Source organism: Streptococcus sp. 2022WUSS135 (assembly GCF_044427045.1).
In the GTDB taxonomy this organism is placed as follows: Bacteria; Bacillota; Bacilli; order Lactobacillales; family Streptococcaceae; genus Streptococcus; species Streptococcus hashimotonensis.
Genome location: NZ_JAOTGL010000002.1, coordinates 42,187 through 58,289 on the forward strand (window position 1 = coordinate 42,187; position 16,103 = coordinate 58,289).

Genomic DNA, 16,103 nt, shown 5'->3' on the forward strand with positions numbered 1-16,103 from the left:
AAGTGGGGACGGGTTATTTTTTGTCATTTTCTTTGAAGATTTTATAGCACAAACTGACTAAAGCAATGGTAAAGCTACCAAAAGCCAGAATCGTTTGTACAACTTAAAAAGCCGAAACCGGCCCCCGACGTTTTATTTTTGAAACGATATTTTTCAAAAATAAAACTAGTGCACACCTTAGACAAATTCCACAGGATTTGTCGTTACTTGATGAGCAAGTTTACTTGCCATCAAGTATAGGTTAGCCTTTCTGTTAGTTTTTGATGAATTGCCCATAGGCATCACCTCACTTTCAGAAAATCGAAAGCCACCGTCTTCACTTTTCTACTAAATAATTATACCATAAACTTTATAAAAATATGAACACAGAACAAAAATCCTCAGAGCGCTTTCCGAGGATTTTGTTTATTTATATTGTGAATTTTTCAATACCTAGTTATTCCAGCGTACTTACTGAACATAAATACGACAAGGTTGACCTGATAAACTAACCGTAAGTGGTTTACTTGTGTTCACATTTTTGAATTGTGCCAAGTCTGAAGTAGTAAGCCATTTAAGATCATTTAGTTCAAACCAGGTATGGTTAGCCATAATTTCTTGGTTCGTATTAAATTGTGACGGATTTCGGTAGCTAGAGTTTGACATTCTGTTCTGAAACTCATCAAAATCAACTATAACCGCCTCAAATCCTCTTGAAAAATCGCCTGGTGTCAAGATGATTTTTCCTGGCTGTTTTCCACTACCGATCTTCGTAACATTTTGAGTCTCTACTGTAAACAAAACTCTACCGCCGTTATTCATTGCATGAAAATAGTGGGCATCCAATACACTTCTAGCAAGCATTTCACCATTGTAGCGGTCTCCCAATTTATAGGCCACAATTAGATTTACATCCTCTTTATTTTCTACGTGATTACTCATCCCTACTCTCCTTTCCGTCTCACTCCTACTGCCAATCCGAGCATACCCAATCCTGCTCCGTTGTCGCCACTGCTGTATCAATGGCTTGCGCTACTTGACTGGCATCATCAACCACAGCCTGAGCATCTGCCACATCCTGAGCAGTGACCGGTTGGCTAGTGGTCGTCGAACTGACAGCTTCCACCTCTGCTGGACTAGTAGCTGTGACGATTTCGTCTGCTTGGACTTCGCTTCCAAAAACAGCCAAACCTGTCGCAAGCACGAGTCCGGTCAATTGTTTTTTCTTTGTCATCTTATCATCCTTCTGAATCGTTTTATGACAAACTTTTTGTTTATCACTACTATTCTCCCCCCCGACCATTTTTGTCAAGGTATTTTGTCTAAAAAATAGAAAGAGTGCACGAAAAACCTCTATGGGAAAACCCCTAGAGGTGGATGTTCTATGAAAAGAGGAACCTACCAAGCCGCAGCTTCTGTCGGTGCTTCTAAAAAGTCCAGCCATTTTTGATCCTTGACACGACAGAGGGTGACAGAAATTCCTCCCATATCAAGACTGGTCATAAACTTACCTGTTTTTATATAGGAAAGCTTCAGACCTTCTAGCTCTAGAAATTGGCAAATGTCGTTCAAAAAGATTCCTTGCTCAACCTCGGACATAGATCCAAGATTATTGACCAGGAGGATGTAGTCTTCCCCCTCTTTCCAGCGAAATTTTAATTTTAATTTGTTCACAATTTCGTTGGCTAACTGCTCAGAGGATTCAAAACGAACGGTCCGATAGCCTTCTTCTCCATGGATACCGATGCCGTAAGATATTTGTCCCTCCTCCAACTCAAACAAAGGCAGGGCAGCATTGGGCAAATAGGCCGACTTGGTTGCAAAACCGATGGTCGCAATCTCTGTTGCCAGAGACAGTCCCAGCTGTTCCAATTCATCCAAGCTATAGCCAGTAAGCGCAGCAGCTCCTAATATCTTATGAAGTAGAATGGTCCCTGCAAGCCCCCTATGCCGCATACGGAAATTATTTTTAGTATCGACCGAAATATCATCATGGGATACGATGTACTTGACTGCAATTCCCTCCTGCCGAGCCAATTCGATGGCTTTTCTAAAAGAGACAAGGTCTGCCTCAAAGTTTTTTACAATCAGAAAAACTCCCTTGCCCTTATCTACTGCACGAATGGCTGCCAAGACTTCTTCAGCAGTTGGTGGAGTAAAAATCTCTCCATAAACTGCTGCAGTCAGCATTCCTTTACCGACGAAGCCAACATGGGCTGGCTCATGACCAGAACCACCGCCAGAAACAATCGGAATCAGTTCTCCATTTTGTCTTCTTTGCAGAACAATCGGAAGCCCCTTCACTTTCTTCACTTTAGGATTGGTTCGACAGAAACCATCCAAATAATCTTCAATAATTGTTGCCTGTCTATTTCTAATAAACACCATATATTAACTCCTACAAAATCAAAAACGACTCGCGAACAAGAGCCACCATTTGCTTCCAATAACTGTGAATCTGACAAGGCGACTGCGTCAGTCCTTCCTTTATCAGTCCAATCCAAGCATTAACATGATAGAGAATCAAAAAATGCTTATCCTGTTGGGAAATCATTTTCCCCTCCTGAAGCTGGTATTCGTTGATAATTTTCTCCATCAAAACCATAAAGTAGCCTTCTAAATAGCTGACAAAATCATTTTGCCCCTTAATCTCAAAGAGTTGCCTATAGAAAGATTGGTTACTCTCGATGTAGTACAAAAGCTCATCCAGAAGCTTGATTCCACTAATATAGGTCAGATTGTCAGTTACCTGCTCCTGCAATTCTGTTTCAAATATCCAGTCCAGCAACTCATACTTGTCTAAAAAATGGTTGTAAAAGGTTTGACGACGAATTCCTGCTTCCTGCATGATGTCGACAACTGAGATTTTATCAAAGGATTTTAGGGATAGCTGTTTTTTAAAAGCCTTTGCAATCCTTTTCTTTGTAATCAACGAGGTTGGCATATGTCACTTCCTTTCGCTTCCTCTTTATTATACCCTATCATGCTTTTCTTTGGAACAAAAGGGACACTTTGGACAATCTGTCCCTTCCTTTTTTCTTTCGGACAATGTAAAATGAAAGCGCAAACAAAAACAAAGGAGTTTTCTCATGAAAAAAATTATCAATCAACCCGAACATGTCGTTGATGAAATGTTAAAAGGACTTGTCTTTATGCACCAAGATCTTGTCGATCGTATCGATGGATTTGATGTGATTATCCGCAAGGCTGAAAAAACTGGTAAAGTCGGCATCATCTCAGGAGGTGGCTCTGGTCACGAACCTTCTCATGCAGGCTTTGTCGGCAAGGGCATGTTGTCCGCCGCTGTATGTGGCGCAGTATTTACCTCACCAACACCAGACCAAATCTTGGAAGCCATCAAGGCTGCTGACGAGGGTGCAGGCGTCTTTATGGTCATCAAAAACTACTCCGGCGACATCATGAACTTTGAGATGGCGCAAGAATTGGCGGAAATGGAGGGCATCGAAGTGGCCAGTGTCGTTGTGGACGATGACATCGCTGTGGAAAATAGCCTCTATACCCAAGGCCGTCGTGGGGTAGCAGGTACCATCCTTGTCCACAAGATTCTCGGTCACGCTGCAACAACTGGCAAATCCCTAGCAGAAATCAAGGAACTGGCTGACCGTCTCGTCCCACAAATCAAGACTATCGGCTTAGCCCTATCAGGCGCTACTGTACCAGAAGTGGGCAAACCAGGCTTCGTCCTTGAAGAAGATGAATTTGAATATGGTGTCGGTATCCATGGCGAACCTGGCTATAAGAAAGAAAAACTCCAACCATCTGCTCAATTGGCTGAAGAATTGGTTGAGAAATTGGCAGAAGACTTCGATATTCAAGATGGCGAGCACTATGGTGTCCTTATCAACGGTCTCGGCGCTACCCCTCTCATGGAACAATATGTCTTTGCCAACGACGTTGCTCAATTGCTGGCTAAAAAAGGCGTGGTCGTTGACTACAAGAAAATCGGTAACTACATGACATCGATTGATATGGCTGGACTGTCATTGACCTTAATCAAACTAGAAGACCCAAGCTGGATTGACGCTTTGCAGGCCCCTGTTGAAGTGGTAGCTTGGTAGGAGAAAGACTATGGATGCAAAACAAGCATTACTCTGGATGGAGACATTCAACAAGAAAATTCAAGAAAACAAAGATTATTTGAGTGAGCTTGACTCTCCTATCGGAGATGGAGATCACGGGGGCAACATGGCGCGAGGAATGGCTGCCGTCATGCAGGAGCTATCTGAAAAAGACTATGAGACTGCCGACCAAGTCTTTAAGGTGGTTGCCATGCAACTTCTCAGCAAGGTTGGCGGTGCTTCCGGTCCTCTCTACGGCTCTGCCTTTATGGGTATTACCAAAGCCAGTCAAGCCGGCACTGATTTGGCAGACATGCTACAAGCAGGTTTGGACATGATCCAAAAACGCGGCAAGGCTGAATTAGGCGAGAAAACCATGGTAGACGTCTGGATTCCTGTTATTTCTGCCCTAAGAGAAAGCCAGCTGACAACGGAAATTATCCATAAAGCCGTTCAAGGAACAAAGAATATTGCTGCAACCAAGGGACGCGCGTCCTATGTTGGAGAAAGGTCTATTGGACACATTGACCCAGGCTCTTTCTCATCTGGACTTCTCTTTGAAGCCATGTTGGAGGCAGGACTATGACAAAGGTTGGTATCTTACTCGTATCCCATTCAAAAAATTTGGCACAGGGAATCATTGACCTAGTATCTGAAGTCGCCAAAGATATTCCCATCACCTACTGTGGCGGACTAGAAGATGGTAGCATCGGTACTAGCTTTGAAATCGTACAAGAGCGAGTTGAAGCAAACCCTGCTGATACCCTCCTTGCCTTTTTCGATCTAGGTAGCGCCCGAATGAATATGGAACTTGCTGCCGATTTTACAGACAAACAAATTCTTATCCAGACCGTACCAGTCGTCGAAGGTTGCTATACTGCCGCAGCTCTCTTGCAGGCTGGAGCTGACTTGGAGACTATTCTTGAACAATTAAAAGAACTGACAATCAATAAATAGGAGGTCATTATGAATCTGATTGGAGAATTACTTGGAACTTTCATACTAGTATTACTTGGAAACGGTGTGGTTGCATCCTGCATCCTCTCTAAAACCAAGGCTGAAAATAGCGGCTGGCTGACCATCGTACTAGGATGGGGCATCGCTGTAACAATTGCCGTCTACGTATCAGGAATTTTTGGACCTGCCCACCTGAATCCAGCTGTCACTATCGCAATGGCATCTATCGGCTCCCTACCATGGGCTCAAGTCCCAGGCTTCCTACTTGCCCAATTTGCTGGAGCAATGTTGGCATCCATCGTCCTCTATCTCCATTTCTACCCACATTGGCAGGAAACAAAAGATAGCGGAACAATCCTTGCTACCTTCTCTACTGGACCAGCTCTTCGTCACACAGCTTCAAACTTGCTCGGCGAGGCTCTTGGCACAGCTGTCTTAGTCATGGGAATCCTTGCAATTGGCCCTAACAATGTCAGCGCTGGCCTCGGCCCAATCATCGTGGGACTTATCGTATTTGCAATCGGTTTCTCACTAGGATCTACAACAGGCTACGCAGTCAATCCTGCTCGTGACCTTGGTCCTCGTATCATGCATGCTATCCTTCCAATTCCTCACAAGGGAGATTCTGACTGGTCTTATAGCTGGATCCCAGTTGCTGGCCCAATTCTTGGAGGAGTCGCAGGAGCTATCCTCTATAACCTCCTACTAAATATGTTATAAAAAAAATAGGCTTTTGGAAAAAGACCCGCGCAACTTATCAGAGTTCGTGTCAACATCTCAGCGCAGTGGTTGATTGGCTTTAACAGTCCACTGGACTGTTAAAGGTTGGAGATAAGATTTGCAAAGCAAATCTCAGCAATTCGTGTTTCACACTCCAAATCCGACCATTACGACTGTTGCGAACAAAGTTCGCTTCATCTCCAACCTCCAAAGGTTCCCCGAACCTTTGGAGCTATGCGGGGGTGGGAGTGAAACAGTCTGGGAATAGACTGTTTCAGCTCAACAACTAGAAATAAAGACTTGTTGACGAACTCTTTTTGACCTAGTCGAGTTCTTTCCCACTCCCATTTTATCAACAAAGACTTGGCTATCATCAACCAAGTCTTTTTCTGTTATTCATTTTCTTTTGTAAGGATTTGCAAGGTTTCAAGGAGTTGGTCCACATGGACTTCCACAGTATCACCTGTGCCCTTGATCTTCACTTCGACGATGCCATCAGCTGCTTTCTTACCAACAGTCACACGGATTGGCAAGCCAATCAAGTCACTGTCAGAGAACTTAACACCTACACGCTCGTTACGGTCGTCAGTTAATACTTCATAGCCTGCACCAACCAAGCTCGCTTCGATAGACTGAGTCAATTCCATTGCCGCTTCATCTTTGACATTGACTGGAATCAAATGCACATCAAACGGTGCCAATTCTTTAGGGAAGTTGATTCCCCAAGCGTAACGGTATTCGCCTTTTGGTGTCTTGTTAACAAAGAGGCGAGCGTGTTGCTCAAGAACAGCTGACAAGAGGCGGCTAACACCGATTCCGTAGCATCCCATGATAATCGGCATAGAACGACCATTCTCATCCAAGATGTTGGCATTCATGCTGTCAGAATAGCGTGTACCGAGTTTGAAGATGTGACCAATCTCGATACCACGGGCAAAGTTGAGAACCCCGTGTCCATCTGGAGAAGGCTCGCCTTCCTTGACTTCACGAATGTCCACATACTCAGTCACTTGGAAATCACGCCCTGCATTGGCACCTGTGTAGTGGAAACCGTCTTCGTTGGCACCGACAACAGCATTTTTCACATCTTGCACCTTGCGGTCTGCAATAATCTTAATGTTTTCTGGCAAGCCGACTGGTCCAAGGGAACCAAATCCTGCACCGAAGATGTTTTCAGCATCCGCTGGGCCTGCTACATCAAAGAAATCTGCTCCGAGGTGGTTTTTCAACTTGACGTCGTTCACTTGATCATTGCCAACAAGGAGGGCAACAACTGGCTCGCCATCTGCCATAAAGAGCATGGTTTTGATAGTTTGCTCTTCCGCAACATTCAAGAAGGCTGCCACTTCGTCGATGGTTTTGGCATCTGGCGTCGCTACTTTAACCAAGTCTTCTTCGACGACAACTGCTGTACTTGGTTTGTATTCGCTAGTCGCCATTTCTAGGTTTGCAGCGTAGCCTGATTCGCTAGAGTAGGTGATGGTATCTTCACCAGACACAGACCATGCCAAGAGTTCTTCCTTGATCGCTTCAAGAACATCCTCTGGGATTTCCTCAAAAGAAGCAACCGACTTGTCCAAGACAACCCAACGGTCCAGGTCAGTACGGTCTGGTGTAATAGCCATGAACTCCTGGCTATCCTTACCACCCATGGCACCACCGTCACCGATGATAGCTTTGAACTCCAAGCCTGCACGAGTGAAAATTGCCTCGTAAGCCGCCTTGTAGTCATCGTAGGTCTGGTCCAAGCTCTCATAACTAGCATGGAAGCTGTAACCGTCTTTCATGATAAACTCACGACCACGGAGAAGACCGTTACGCGGGCGTTTTTCATCGCGGTATTTTGGCTGGATTTGGTAGATGTTGAGCGGCAACTGTTTGTAAGACTGGACCGCATCACGCGCCAAAAGAGTCACCGTTTCTTCGTGAGTTGGTCCCAAGATAAAGTCAGAACCTTCGCGGTTTTTGAGCTTGTAAAGGTCATCGCCATATGTTTCATAACGACCTGACTCACGCCAGATATCTGCTGACAAAAGCGCTGGCGCTAAAAATTCAATAGCATCAATCTTATCAAACTCCTCACGCATGATATTTTTTGCTTTTTCAATCACACGGTTAGCCAATGGCAAGTAGCTGTAAATACCAGCAGAAATCTGACGGACATAACCCGCACGTAACATCAAAGCGTGGCTAATCACCGACGCATCCGAAGGCATCTCCCGCAAAGTAGGGATAATCATTTTAGACTGTTTCATAATTTAAGATACAAAAGCGTCAAGAAAACCGTATAAAAATAGGCAATCAACGCAGTGCCTATCGGCACAAGGCGATTGGTCTTTTTTACTAGGTTTTTAGCTTTTGTTCAATTCCTTTCGTAGTTTAACTTGATTAGGAATCACAGAAGTCACTTATCAAAACCCTCGCTGACGCTCGAGTTCAAATATGAAAACTCTCTGTTCCTTTCTTTTTCGTAGTTTTCAGAACATCCTGCGTTTAGCACGCATTCAGTTCCTTTCGTAGTTTCATCATCAGGAAATCCAGAGGCATAACTCTCAATCTATTTTCCGAGTTTTTAGACCGAGTTCAATTACGAACCTCCTTTATTCCTTTCATCATTTGTTTGACAGGAAGACACGGTTTCAGCCCGTGTTCAATTCCTTTCGTAGTTTTCAGAATATCCTGCATTTAGCACGCATTCAATTCCTTTCTTATATTCATCATCAGGAAATCCAGAGGTGTAGTCCTCGAACTATTTTCCGAGTTTTTAGACCGAGTTCAATTACGAACCTCCTTTATTCCTTTCATCGTTTGTTTGACAGGAAGACACAGGTTTCAGCCCGTGTTCAATTCCTTTAATAGTTTTCAGAACATCCTGCGTTTAGCACGCATTCAATTCCTTTCATAAATTTCAAATTATCTTAGAAGAAGACTCTTATAATATCATTCCAAGTGACTACTATCATAAGAACCACCATAACGGCTACACCTGCTAGAGTGATATAAGATTCCGTCTCTGGTTTGAGTGGTTTTCTACGAATGGCTTCCAGAATATTCATAACAATCTTACCACCATCCAAGGCTGGAATTGGAATCAAATTGAAGATTCCAAGGTTAATGGAGAGCGCAGCCATTAGCCCCAATACAGAAACCAAACCAAATTCAGCCGCTTGAGAACTTACTTTATAAATAGCAACCGGCCCCCCCAACTGCTTAACATCAAAGTTTGCAATTAGATTCTTCAAAGCTGTTACAACCCTAAGAGCTGTCGCTCCCGCTTCTTGGAAACCACCGACAATTTTATCAACGAAACCAGTTTTCAAAATCGGTGAGATACCAATTCGATAGGCCCCATCTACTTGTTCAGCAGTAACGGAGACATGACGTTTTTTCCCATCATGCTCAACAACCAAATCAAAGCTTGGGGCTGTTGTTGCATCTGTCGCTGCTTTGCTAATAATCGTTGCAACTTCTGTGTAGCTATCTGTCGTGTTCCCATTGACCGAAAGAATCTTGTCCCCTGTGACAACACCCGCAGCCTGCAAAGCACCACCTTCAGTAATACTTACTGCATTGCTTGATGGGTTGGCAACCCCGCCTTGCATGAAGAACAAAATAATAAATACTAGAATCCCTAGAATAAAGTTATTCATGGGACCCGCAAAGTTGGTCATCAACCGTCCCCAGACTGTCGCATTTTGATACTGAACATCAAGTGGAGCAATCCGAACTTCTGTTCCATCTTCCTCTACAATCGTGGCATCATGATCAACCTTATAGGTCTTGCTTTCTTCCAAGACCAAGCCTGTGATTTCCAATTTTTCTTCAAAGTCAAAACTGGTTACATTCATTGGCAAACTGAGACTATCCAGTTGCTTACCAGACAAATTAATCCGCGTCACAACACCAGCTTCATTCAAGCTGAGGCTGGCAGGACTACCTGTCTTAATCTCTGTCTTATCTTCACCCCATCCAGCCATTCGAACATAGCCACCTAGAGGAAGAATACGGATGGTGTAAAGTGTCCCATCCTTACCCGTATGAGCGAAAATTTTGGGACCCATCCCAATCGCAAATTCCCTCACAAGGATACCCGCTTTCTTGGCGAAGTAGAAGTGACCAAATTCATGGACAACTACAATCACACCAAATATAAATATAAATGCTAAAATTCCCTTCATAGTACCTCCTTAAAATAATCCAAAGAAGTGCATGATTGGAAAGACAAAAATCATACCGTCAAAACGATCCAGGATACCGCCGTGTCCTGGAATAATTTTTCCAGAATCCTTCACACCAAAATGGCGTTTAATAGCACTTTCTACTAAGTCTCCGAATTGTGAGAATATCGAGAAAATCACAACTAACAACAACATCATGCCAAATGAATAGCCCGCCAACAAGGACTTATCGACAATCAAGAAAATGATAGCAACTACCACCGCAGAAAGAATACCGCCTACAAAGCCTTCAACCGTTTTATTCGGTGAAACCTTCGGCAATAATTTTCTCCGACCAATCTGACGACCGATTAAGTAGGCGCCAATGTCTGTTGCCCAGACTAAACAGAGGGCAAAGAAGACTTTATTGAGCCCATCCATACGAGCCAGTATCAAACTATGAAAGCCGATACCAACATAGAAACTTGAGGCAATTGGAAAGACCACATCGGAATAGTTGTAATGGCCGATATTAAAAACCGTCGAACCAAGCAGTAAAAATACTACAATGGCGTAGGCTGTGTAATTTCCATCCGTCGGTAAAAATGTCAGATAATTCTGGAGCGGAAGAGCCAAGACTAAACTGGCCAACATAGCTAAGACACCCTCGATAGAATTTGGTGCTAGGCGATGCATTTTAATCAATTCAGCCGTAGCAATGATAGCTAACAGGCCTACAAAAAATTGAAATGCCATCCCACCAGCCAACAAAAAGGGAATGAAAATAGCTAGAGCAATGCCGCCAAATATCACTCGTTTCTGTAAATCGTTTGTCATACCTTCTCCTTATACACCGCCAAAACGTCTGTGGCGACGGTTGTATTCTTTAATCGCTAATTTAAGTGCTTCTCCATCAAAATCAGGCCAAGCAATATCTGTAAAGTACAGCTCGCTGTAGGCTGTTTGCCACGGCAGGAAGTTGCTAAGACGAAGTTCACCACTTGTACGGATAACTAGATCAGGATCGCGTAACGTTGGTGATAAGGTTCCTGTATAGAGGTAATCCGCTATTAATTTCTCATCAATATCACCAGGATTGAACTTGGCATCCAAGACATCTTGCGCAATAGCCTTGACTGCGCGAGTCACCTCATCACGACCGCCATAGTTCAGAGCGAAATTGAGAATCAAACCAGTGTTACTCTTTGTCTTTTGTTCAGCTTTATAAAGCGCATTGAGAGTCGGAACAGGAAGTTTGGAATGGTCACCAATCATCTGAATTTTGACATTATTGGCATGGAGTTCAGGAACATACTTATCATAAAACTCCACAGGTAAATTCATGATAAACTTCACTTCTTTTTCCGGTCGAGACCAGTTTTCTGTAGAAAAGGCATAGACAGTTAGCACCTTTACTCCCAGATCAGAAGCCGTCTTGGTAACCTTTTGAAGTGCATCCATACCAGCCTTATGCCCCATAATACGTGGCTGCATCCGCTTTTTCGCCCAACGGCCATTGCCATCCATAATCACAGCGATATGCTTAGGGACTTCAATTGCTGTTTCAATGCTTTCTTTCTTTTTAAAATTAAATTTAAACATGGTATTTTCCTTATTGTATAATCGTTTCATTATACCATATTTTTACCTAGGATAGCAAAAATCAGGCAGGGCTAAAACAAGAGAAAACCAAGGTTTCCCTCGGTTTTTCATCCTTATTCTTCAATTACAGATTCTGGAGTCGCTTCTGTCGTTTCAACTGCCGCTTCTTCAACAACTGCAGATGTAGTACCTGAACTTGCTACACGATTACGAATAGCACCACGTTCAAATGTCAAATAAACACCATCAACATCGAGAACAACCTTTTTATCATCGATTTCATCGACAATACCAAATAGCCCACCAATGGTTACAATTTCATCACCTTTTTTGATTTGATTTAGTGCTTCTTGACGTTGTTTTTGTTGTTTACGTTGCGAATAGAACATAAAACCAATCATGGCAACCATGACAAGCGGCAAAAATAAACCTTCCATTTGTTTACCTCTTTTATTGTTTGATAAGCATGATTATATCAAATTCTGGACAAGAAAGCAAAATTTGGGCAAAGCAAGAAGACCGAACTCTCGTTCAGTCTTCATGGATTTATTTAGCACTCCAGACACTCTCAAGGATGTTGGTCTGTTCACGACCAGGACCTACTGAGAAGGTTGAGATACGAACACCTACCAATTCGCTGATACGACGAACATAGTTGCGAGCCGCTTCTGGCAATTCATCCAGGCTACGTACACCTGTGATGTCTTCAGACCAACCTGGCATTTCTTCGTAGATTGGTTTACAACGTTTGAGTTGCTCCAAGCTTGCTGGGTAGTGGTCAATACGCTCACCATCCAAGTCATAAGCCACGCAGATTTTCAACGTTTCAAGACCTGACAAGACGTCAATCGAGTTGAGGGACAAGTTGGTAATACCTGACACACGGCGGCTATGGCGCATCACCACTGAGTCAAACCAACCAACGCGACGTGGACGGCCAGTTGTCGTACCGTATTCTTTACCGATTTCACGGATACGGTCTCCGATTTCATCATGCAATTCAGTTGGGAATGGTCCGTCACCAACACGGCTAGTGTAGGCCTTACATACACCAACAACCTTGTCAATCTTGCTTGGGCCGACACCGCTACCAATGGTTACACCACCTGCAACTGGGTTTGAAGAAGTAACGAATGGATAGGTACCTTGGTCAATATCCAACATAACCCCTTGCGCCCCTTCAAACAAGACACGTTTACCTTGGTCTAGGGCATCGTTCAAGATAACAGAGGTATCTGTTACATATTTTTTAATTTCTTGACCGTAAGCGTAGTATTCTTCAAAGATTTCGTCAAACTCAATCGGAGTTGACTCATACATTTTCTCAAACAAACGGTTTTTCTCAGCCAAGTTTGTTCTCAAACGCTCCGCAAAAATCTCCTTGTCCAAGAGGTCTGCAATACGGATACCGACACGAGCTGCCTTGTCCATGTAAGCAGGACCGATACCCTTGTTGGTTGTACCAATCTTGTTCTCACCTTTAGACTCTTCTTGCAACTGGTCCAATTTGATGTGGTAAGGCAAGATGACGTGTGCGCGGTCTGAAATCCGCAAATTATCTGTTGTCACACCTGAATCATGGAGATAGTTGATTTCCTTCACCAAAGATTTTGGATTGACAACCACACCATTACCGATTACAGAAATCTTTTCTGGGAAGAAGATTCCTGACGGAATCAAGTGCAATTTATATTTAGTGCCATCGATAACGATAGTGTGTCCAGCGTTATCACCACCTTGATAACGTGCGATTACTTCAGCATTAGCAGACAAGAAGTCTGTAATTTTACCCTTACCTTCGTCGCCCCACTGGGTTCCTACAACAACTACTGATGTCATATTCACTCTTTCTCTGAACTGGCTAACCAGCCCAGCCTTTCTTCTACTTCTGGCAGGAATCTCACCTGCAAGTTTCGTTTTACACACTATTCTATCAAAAAACGAACATTTTTTCAAGAAATTCCAATAATTTCATATATAGCGAATGTTTTTATTTTTTTAAAAGTATATTTCAAAAAAATCCGATTAAACACACGAGATAGACATGTGTAAATATGCTTTTGGCAGAGAAATCCGAAGTCTTTGATTGCTTTCCGTGGTTTTCAGTACATTTTTCACGAGAAACGTAGCAGAAATTTGTATTTGCCCTCCAATCTAGATAAAATTGGAATAAGACTTTGACAGAAATATAAAGGACTTAGTATGTTACAAAAATTATCACCAAACAGCCCCATTCTTCAGGCTACTTTTGGAATTGAGCGCGAATCACTTCGCATCAATTCAAACCACAGAGTTGCACAAACTCCCCATCCTCATAAACTGGGTTCTCGTAGTTTCCACCCCTATATCCAGACAGACTACAGCGAGCCACAGTTAGAGTTGATTACACCAATCGCTCAGTCGACTAAGGAAGCTCGTCGCCTACTGGGAGCCATTACAGATGTTGCCGCACGTTCTATGGATAAGCAAGAATACCTCTGGCCCCTATCCATGCCACCTATGATTTCAGAAGAGGAAATCCAAATTGCCCAACTGGAGAGCGACTATGAGTACCAATATCGTGTCGGTTTGGGGGAACGCTATGGCAAGCTCGTCCAGTCTATGTCCGGCATCCATTATAATTTTGAATTAGGAAAAGACCTAACCCAACAACTTTTTGAATTAAGCGAGGAAACAGATTTTGTCGCATTCAAAAATACCCTCTACCTCAAGTTGGCACAAAACTTTCTCAACTATCGCTGGCTCTTAACTTACTTATATGGAGCAAGTAGTTTAGCCGAAAAAGGATTTTTATCCGAGGAAGTCGGTTGCGTTCGTTCCATTCGCAACTCCAAACATGGCTATGTTAATGCCGAAGACGTTCATATTTCTTTCTCTTCTCTCGAACAATACGTGGCTGACATCGAACAAGCTGTCCAGTCTGGTCAACTATCCGCTGAGAAGGAATTTTACTCAGCTGTCCGCCTCCGTGGTGCCAAGACTAGCCGTGACTACCTCAGCAAGGGGATTTCTTATTTAGAATTCCGTTCCTTCGACCTTAACCCCTATGACCCGCTTGCTATTAGTCAGGAAACCCTTGATACAGTCCACCTCTTTATCTTATCTCTTCTTTGGCTAGACCAACTGACAGATGTTGATAACACCCTAGCAAAAGCAGATAAACTTAACAACCTCATCGCCCTTAGCCACCCCCACACACCTCTACCTAGCGAGGCCGATGCCACGCCAATCTTGACGGCCATGAAAGCCATAGTTGCCCACTTTGGACTAGACGACTACTATGGCCAGCTCATTGCACATGTGGAGGCCGCTCTTCAAGACCCACATCTGACCCTTTCCGGAAAAATAGCAGAGCAGGTTGAAGATGGGTCTCTAGAAAAGTTTGGTCAGCAGCAAGGACAAGTCTTCCATGACTATGCTTGGACAGCCCCTTACGCCCTCAAGGGCTATGAAAACATGGAACTCTCTACCCAGATGATTCTCTTCGACGCCATTCAGATGGGCTTGAACGTGGAGATTTTGGATGAAGAAGACCAATTTCTCAAACTCTGGCATGGTGACCATGTCGAGTACATCAAAAACGGCAACATGACCTCCAAGGACAACTACGTCATCCCTCTCGCCATGGCCAACAAGGTCGTGACCAAGAAAATCTTGGACCAGGCTGGTTTTCCAGTGCCTGCGGGAGCTGAATTTGCAAACAAGACAGATGCCCTGCGGTATTACGGACAGGTAGCCAGCTCTGCTATTGTTGTCAAACCAAAGTCCACCAACTTCGGCCTTGGCATCTCTATCTTCCAAGAACCAGCCAGCCTTGCGGACTATGAAAAGGCCCTGGACATCGCCTTTTCAGAAGACAGCCATGTGCTCGTGGAGGAATTCGTGGCGGGAACTGAGTACCGCTTCTTCATCTTGGACGGCAAGTGCGAGGCTGTCCTGCTCCGCGTCGCAGCCAATGTCGTGGGGGACGGTAGCTCAACCATCCGTGAATTAGTGGACCAAAAAAACCAAGATCCACTGCGTGGGCGTGACCACCGTTCACCGCTGGAAATCATTAACTTGGGCGACATCGAACTGCTTATGTTGGAGCAACAAGGCTACACGCCCGATACAGTTTTGCCAGAGGGCGTTCAAGCCTTTCTGCGTGGCAATTCCAATATCTCAACCGGTGGCGATTCCATTGACATGACCGACCAGATGGACGAGTCCTACAAGCAACTGGCTGCCGATATGGCGACTGCTATGGGAGCTTGGACCTGTGGTGTGGACTTGATTATCCCCGACCGCACCAAGCCAGCCAGCAAAGACAAGCCCAACTGCACCTGCATCGAACTCAACTTCAACCCTGCCATGTACCTGCACACCTATACTTACGCAGGACCTGGACAGAGCATTACACCGAAGATTTTGAAAAAATTGTTTCCAGAGCTATAGTTTTCCATTTTCCTTACTTTGTTAGTACTTACTTCAAAGATTCGTGGAACTTTTGAAGGCTGGAGATAGGGCAAAGTACATTCGCCTCAATAGCGGCAGGTTGCTAGAACATTCTAGGTTGAAAATAAGACTTGCCTCGCAAGTCACTTCTGTAAAGTATGGCAAAGCGAGTTCA

Annotated in this window: 16 protein-coding genes; 5 read left to right on the top strand and 11 right to left on the bottom strand. The window is 44.0% G+C overall.

What is annotated here, in order from left to right:
• Positions 1–13 precede the first annotated feature (13 nt).
• From ODU45_RS01380 to dhaS, 5 genes are all read right to left on the bottom strand, one after another.
• Positions 14–91 (bottom strand): putative holin-like toxin, encoded by a 78-nt coding sequence (locus tag ODU45_RS01380; RefSeq protein ID WP_398580640.1) that lies wholly within the window; start codon positions 89–91, stop codon positions 14–16.
• Between the two features lie 359 nt (positions 92–450).
• Positions 451–921, bottom strand: coding sequence for a hypothetical protein (locus tag ODU45_RS01385; RefSeq protein WP_398580613.1), 471 nt, complete (start codon positions 919–921; stop codon positions 451–453).
• A 25-nt stretch (positions 922–946) separates the two neighbouring features.
• Positions 947–1,213, bottom strand: coding sequence for a hypothetical protein (locus tag ODU45_RS01390; protein WP_398580614.1), 267 nt, complete (start codon positions 1,211–1,213; stop codon positions 947–949).
• Between the two features lie 164 nt (positions 1,214–1,377).
• Positions 1,378–2,367 (bottom strand): DhaKLM operon coactivator DhaQ, encoded by a 990-nt coding sequence (dhaQ, locus tag ODU45_RS01395; RefSeq protein WP_398580615.1) that lies wholly within the window; start codon positions 2,365–2,367, stop codon positions 1,378–1,380.
• A gap of 10 nt (positions 2,368–2,377) precedes the next feature.
• A complete protein-coding gene (gene dhaS, locus ODU45_RS01400) occupies positions 2,378–2,923 on the bottom strand; it encodes a dihydroxyacetone kinase transcriptional activator DhaS (protein WP_105120755.1) in 546 nt (181 codons plus the stop codon).
• 145 nt (positions 2,924–3,068) lie between these two features.
• Between dhaS and dhaK the strand changes: the two genes are divergently transcribed.
• From dhaK to ODU45_RS01420, 4 genes are read left to right on the top strand one after another with little or no spacing between them, the layout of a single operon-like run.
• Entirely contained in the window at positions 3,069–4,058 is a 990-nt protein-coding gene (gene dhaK / locus ODU45_RS01405; RefSeq protein WP_398580616.1) for a dihydroxyacetone kinase subunit DhaK, read from the top strand.
• 10 nt (positions 4,059–4,068) lie between these two features.
• Entirely contained in the window at positions 4,069–4,644 is a 576-nt protein-coding gene (gene dhaL, locus ODU45_RS01410) for a dihydroxyacetone kinase subunit DhaL (protein WP_074391614.1), read from the top strand.
• Positions 4,641–5,015 carry a dihydroxyacetone kinase phosphoryl donor subunit DhaM gene (gene dhaM, locus ODU45_RS01415; RefSeq protein ID WP_002938758.1) on the top strand — a complete coding sequence of 125 codons (375 nt, stop codon included), beginning with the start codon at positions 4,641–4,643 and terminating at the stop codon, positions 5,013–5,015. Before dhaL ends, dhaM begins: the two co-directional genes overlap by 4 nt.
• Positions 5,016–5,024: 9 nt before the next feature.
• The gene (locus ODU45_RS01420; RefSeq protein ID WP_398580617.1) at positions 5,025–5,735 is read left to right on the top strand and encodes an MIP/aquaporin family protein; all 711 of its coding nucleotides are present in this window, start codon (positions 5,025–5,027) and stop codon (positions 5,733–5,735) included.
• Positions 5,736–6,127: 392 nt separating this feature from the next.
• Here the strand turns inward: ODU45_RS01420 and ODU45_RS01425 are convergent, their stop codons facing one another.
• From ODU45_RS01425 to ODU45_RS01450, 6 genes are all read right to left on the bottom strand, one after another.
• Entirely contained in the window at positions 6,128–7,990 is a 1,863-nt protein-coding gene (locus tag ODU45_RS01425; protein ID WP_398580618.1) for a proline--tRNA ligase, read from the bottom strand.
• A 663-nt stretch (positions 7,991–8,653) separates the two neighbouring features.
• The gene (gene rseP, locus ODU45_RS01430) at positions 8,654–9,913 is read right to left on the bottom strand and encodes an RIP metalloprotease RseP (protein WP_044752059.1); all 1,260 of its coding nucleotides are present in this window, start codon (positions 9,911–9,913) and stop codon (positions 8,654–8,656) included.
• A gap of 9 nt (positions 9,914–9,922) precedes the next feature.
• Positions 9,923–10,729, bottom strand: a complete 807-nt coding sequence (locus tag ODU45_RS01435) for a phosphatidate cytidylyltransferase (RefSeq protein WP_014638692.1) — start codon at positions 10,727–10,729, stop codon at positions 9,923–9,925.
• A 9-nt stretch (positions 10,730–10,738) separates the two neighbouring features.
• Positions 10,739–11,494: an isoprenyl transferase gene (locus ODU45_RS01440; protein ID WP_013730586.1), complete on the bottom strand. Its 756-nt coding sequence runs from the start codon at positions 11,492–11,494 to the stop codon at positions 10,739–10,741.
• A gap of 113 nt (positions 11,495–11,607) precedes the next feature.
• The gene (gene yajC, locus ODU45_RS01445; RefSeq protein ID WP_398579661.1) at positions 11,608–11,931 is read right to left on the bottom strand and encodes a preprotein translocase subunit YajC; all 324 of its coding nucleotides are present in this window, start codon (positions 11,929–11,931) and stop codon (positions 11,608–11,610) included.
• A gap of 109 nt (positions 11,932–12,040) precedes the next feature.
• Positions 12,041–13,333 (bottom strand): adenylosuccinate synthase, encoded by a 1,293-nt coding sequence (locus ODU45_RS01450; RefSeq protein WP_002937782.1) that lies wholly within the window; start codon positions 13,331–13,333, stop codon positions 12,041–12,043.
• A gap of 363 nt (positions 13,334–13,696) precedes the next feature.
• Between ODU45_RS01450 and gshAB the strand changes: the two genes are divergently transcribed.
• Entirely contained in the window at positions 13,697–15,928 is a 2,232-nt protein-coding gene (gene gshAB, locus ODU45_RS01455; RefSeq protein WP_398580619.1) for a bifunctional glutamate--cysteine ligase GshA/glutathione synthetase GshB, read from the top strand.
• Positions 15,929–16,103: the final 175 nt, after the last annotated feature.